The sequence below is a fragment of the Sporomusa sp. genome (assembly GCF_035561155.1).
In the GTDB taxonomy this organism is placed as follows: domain Bacteria; phylum Bacillota; class Negativicutes; order Sporomusales; family Sporomusaceae; genus Sporomusa.
Window position 1 is genome coordinate 1 of the sequence record NZ_DATMYD010000148.1, and the last position, 3,598, is coordinate 3,598.

General features: G+C 41.9%; 2 protein-coding genes. Both read left to right on the plus strand.

Translation table 11 applies throughout. The features are described from left to right. Positions 1-900: 900 nt before the first annotated feature. On the plus strand, positions 901-2,073 hold the full coding sequence (locus VN447_RS19695) for an ATP-binding protein (RefSeq protein ID WP_325527504.1): 1,173 nt from the start codon (positions 901-903) through the stop codon (positions 2,071-2,073). 175 nt (positions 2,074-2,248) lie between these two features. Continuing rightward, positions 2,249-3,424, plus strand: a complete 1,176-nt coding sequence (locus VN447_RS19700) for a cyclic nucleotide-binding domain-containing protein (protein ID WP_325527506.1) — start codon at positions 2,249-2,251, stop codon at positions 3,422-3,424. Positions 3,425-3,598 lie beyond the last annotated feature (174 nt).

A 3,598-nucleotide genomic window follows, 5' to 3' on the forward strand; every position in this document is an offset into this window, starting at 1 on the left:
AGGGGGCGATGGCGATCTTTACTGTGAATATAAAGAGAATATTGAAACTGATAAGGTAGAAGACAAGTTATAAAGGTTTCCTAAATGGTAAAAGACGACCCTCACCCCAAAATTGGGAACAAGGGTCGTCTTCTGTTTCGTGCTTTTTAAGCTTTGCTCCGTCAAAACCACAAGTTCTTCAGTGGCCTCCATATTAGCAGGAGCATTTTTTCATGAGTAAAACCATTTACTACAAGAGGTTTTACTATAGATTCATTATATTTTGCCGTCAATGATCTGATACTCCAACGGGCAAAGTTGATACCTCCTATATATTCCCTGATTATGGGAGGATTTTGTATTTTTTGGTAGAATTAGGATGGAAATGAATAACTTTGCTTAAACCGTGAATCAACCCCCGTAGGAGAGTGGAATATGGATTATACTTCTCTGACCATACTCATCGGAACTGTTCTCATGTTAATTCCATATGTGTATTTTTATATCCTATATCGCGAGCGCTTTATGGGTATTTGGATATTAAGCTGGCTTATTTTCTGGGGACGGATTGTTCTTTTTGACTATGGCCCGCTTACTTGGAAACAATCTGCCGTGGCTCTTACCTTTTTCCAATTAATGATCATAATTAATGGGTTAACTTTTGCATGGGGTACATATGTCTTTATCAATAAACCACTCAATAAGAACTGGTTGTATGTTGCAGCTGGTACATTCACCCTAAGCATCGTATCCAACCTATTAGATTTACCTCTCCTCTATAAACTACTACCTCCCCTAGGGTTCAGTTGCTTTATGTGCATATGGATAGGCAGGATTTTTACGCATCATTTACAAACAACAGGGATTGGAAGGTACATTACTGGATATGCCCTCACTTTTTGGGGGCTTCTCACACTCTTTATGCCGTATTCGGTCAGCATCCCCTGGCTAAGCCCCTGGTGTTATTTAGCGGGTATTATTCTCCGGCTGGTTATTGTCTTGGGCATTTTGCTGGTATACTTGGAAAAAACCCGATCGGACTTAGCTCAAAAGGAAACCCAATACCGGTTACTGGCGGAAAACGCCGCTGACGTGATTTACCGTTACAGGTTATCTCCTGTTGCTAATTTTGAGTATATAAGCCCAGCCGCTCTACCTGTTACAGGTTATATCCCCGAAGAATATTATACAGATGCCAGCTTGCTGACCAAACTGATATACCTAGATGACCAGCCGCTGTTTGACAAATTCGTCGAGAATGATTCAGCCCCCAGCGATTTACCGCATACTTTCCGCCTTGTGCGTAAAGATCAAAATATCATCTGGGTCGAACAAAAAGTTGTTCCTATTTATGATAAGAGCGGTAACCTAGTTGCATTGGAAGGAATTCTGCGTGATGTTACCGCCCGCAAAAATATGGAACAAGTTGTAGCCCGAGCTGAGCAGATGAACATGGTAGGACAAATGGCCGCTAGCGTCGCCCACGAAATCCGCAACCCCTTAACTTCAGTCCGCGGCTATCTGCAAATGATGAAAATTAAGGGAGAGTCCAGTATCAGTCAAGAGCGGTATGACCTTATGATCAGCGAACTAGACAGAACCAATACGGTAATCACCGAATACCTGCTACTGGCTAAGGATAAAGTACCTAACTTGAGAAGTTGCTGTTTAAATAGTATCATAACTGCTGTATTTCCTTTAATACAGGTAACAGCCGGAGCTACCAGTGCATATATAAAACTTTTCCCGGAGGAGATACCGGAAACGTATCTGGATAAAAACGAAATTCGCCAGCTAATATTTAACCTAGTTAATAACGGTCTACAGGCTATGCCAAAAGGGGGGGAACTTGTTATCCGCACATACATGGATAAAGATACAGTAGTTCTTTCTATCAGCGACCAAGGTTCTGGTATCCCACCTCAGATACTCAAGAATTTGGGCACTCCATTTCTAACTACCAAGAATACTGGCACAGGCCTAGGTTTGCCTATGTGCTACAGGATTGCCCAAAGGCATAACGCCGCTATTCATGTGGAAACAAGCGATAAAGGAACCACTTTTCTAGTCAAATTCTCCCTAACCAGTCTTTAGCAAAACAATAACGTTTTTTGAAAAACTTTCCACAAGGTCAAGCCTTGTGGAAAGTTTTTTTCTTACAATACATTACATTTTCTTACGATTCAAAAGTGGGAGGTGATTTTCAGAAGCCATCTATGCCAGACCGCGAAAACTGCATCAACAATATTTCGAAAAGGAGAGATCATTAATGAGCTTGCATGACACTGTAGTAGCCCAGGAGTATCCAATTACAATCGGCATTGCTACAGCATCAAGGGAAAAAGAGGAAATATACCGTCTCCGTTACCAAATCTATGTGGAAGAAATGGCTATGCAGCTGACCTCTGTCGACCACAGCAACAGTCTCTTATATGACCAACTAGATAAATGGGCAATTCTAATCTACGCCAAAGCCGGCCCGAAAACTATCGGCACAATAAGAATAAATATCGGTCCTTTATCTAAATTCCCTCCGGATTTGGTGCAAATTCTTTCCTTGAATAGATTTCAAAAATTCTATAAGGAAAACAACCAGCAAAGTTTTTTTGCCTATAGCAGTAAGTTGATGGTGGACCCGTATTACCGAAATACAGCGGCATTGCATCTACTTACGGCAAAAGCTTATGAACTTGGCTGTGGCCAAGTCCAATTTTGTTTTGGTGTATGTAATTTTCATCTACTTCGTCTTTACGAGCAAATCGGATGGCGGCGGCTTGATCGAAGTTTTACAGCCCCAGGTTACGACGGTGTATTGATACCCTTGGTTTTGCTAATCGACGATATTGAATACTTTAGGGCAGTACGTTCTCCCCTATATCGTATAGCCCGCAAGCGAGGACTATTGAACACCTGCGCCGCCGGATGGTTCCGCGAAGAATTTACCGAACATTCAAACACCATGAACAGCCAGTTAGTTACAGAAGAAGAATTATGGGCTTTTTTGCGAAAAAGGTTGCGACATGAACCAAATCTAACAATACGTGTGTTAGATAGACTATCCGCAGCAGAAGCGCGGCAATTCCTTCACTACTGCGGCATTATAATCCAATGCCGTGCTGGTGACTATATCACACTTTGCGGCTATACAAGTCATACCCTTGGTATATTGATCACCGGCAGGCTTTCACCCGGCTTCGCTGGTTCTGAGGCAGACACCATTCTGCCCGGACACTGCTTTGGTACAGCAGGTCTGGTTGGTCAGCCCAGATATACGGAAGATATTTACGCCGTCACCGACACAGAAATACTGATTATATCTCGCTTAAGTTTTCATAAGTTCCAACACTCCCATCCAGATATAGCCCTCAAAATCATTCAAAATATAGAGACCTTTACTGATGAACAAATTAGGACAAACCAAGCCACAAAAATAAGACTTAAGTAAAAAGATTAATGGTCACTTTTCCGCACTTAATACAAAAATGCTCCCGCCATATTAGGAGGCCACTGAAAAAGTCCCTTTAATACTTAAAAAGGTATAGACCCTCAAGAAAACTGAGGAGGCTGTACCTTTTTTCCTGTATAATAAAGGTATTAAAGGGAGCAGGTGAGTCAAATG

Excerpts from the sequence above, each read along its gene's own strand:
- VN447_RS19695 (WP_325527504.1), top strand. The coding sequence starts at position 901 with ATGCCGTATTCGGTCAGCATCCCCTGGCTAAGCCCCTGGTGTTATTTA.
- VN447_RS19700 (WP_325527506.1), top strand. The coding sequence starts at position 2,249 with ATGAGCTTGCATGACACTGTAGTAGCCCAGGAGTATCCAATTACAATC.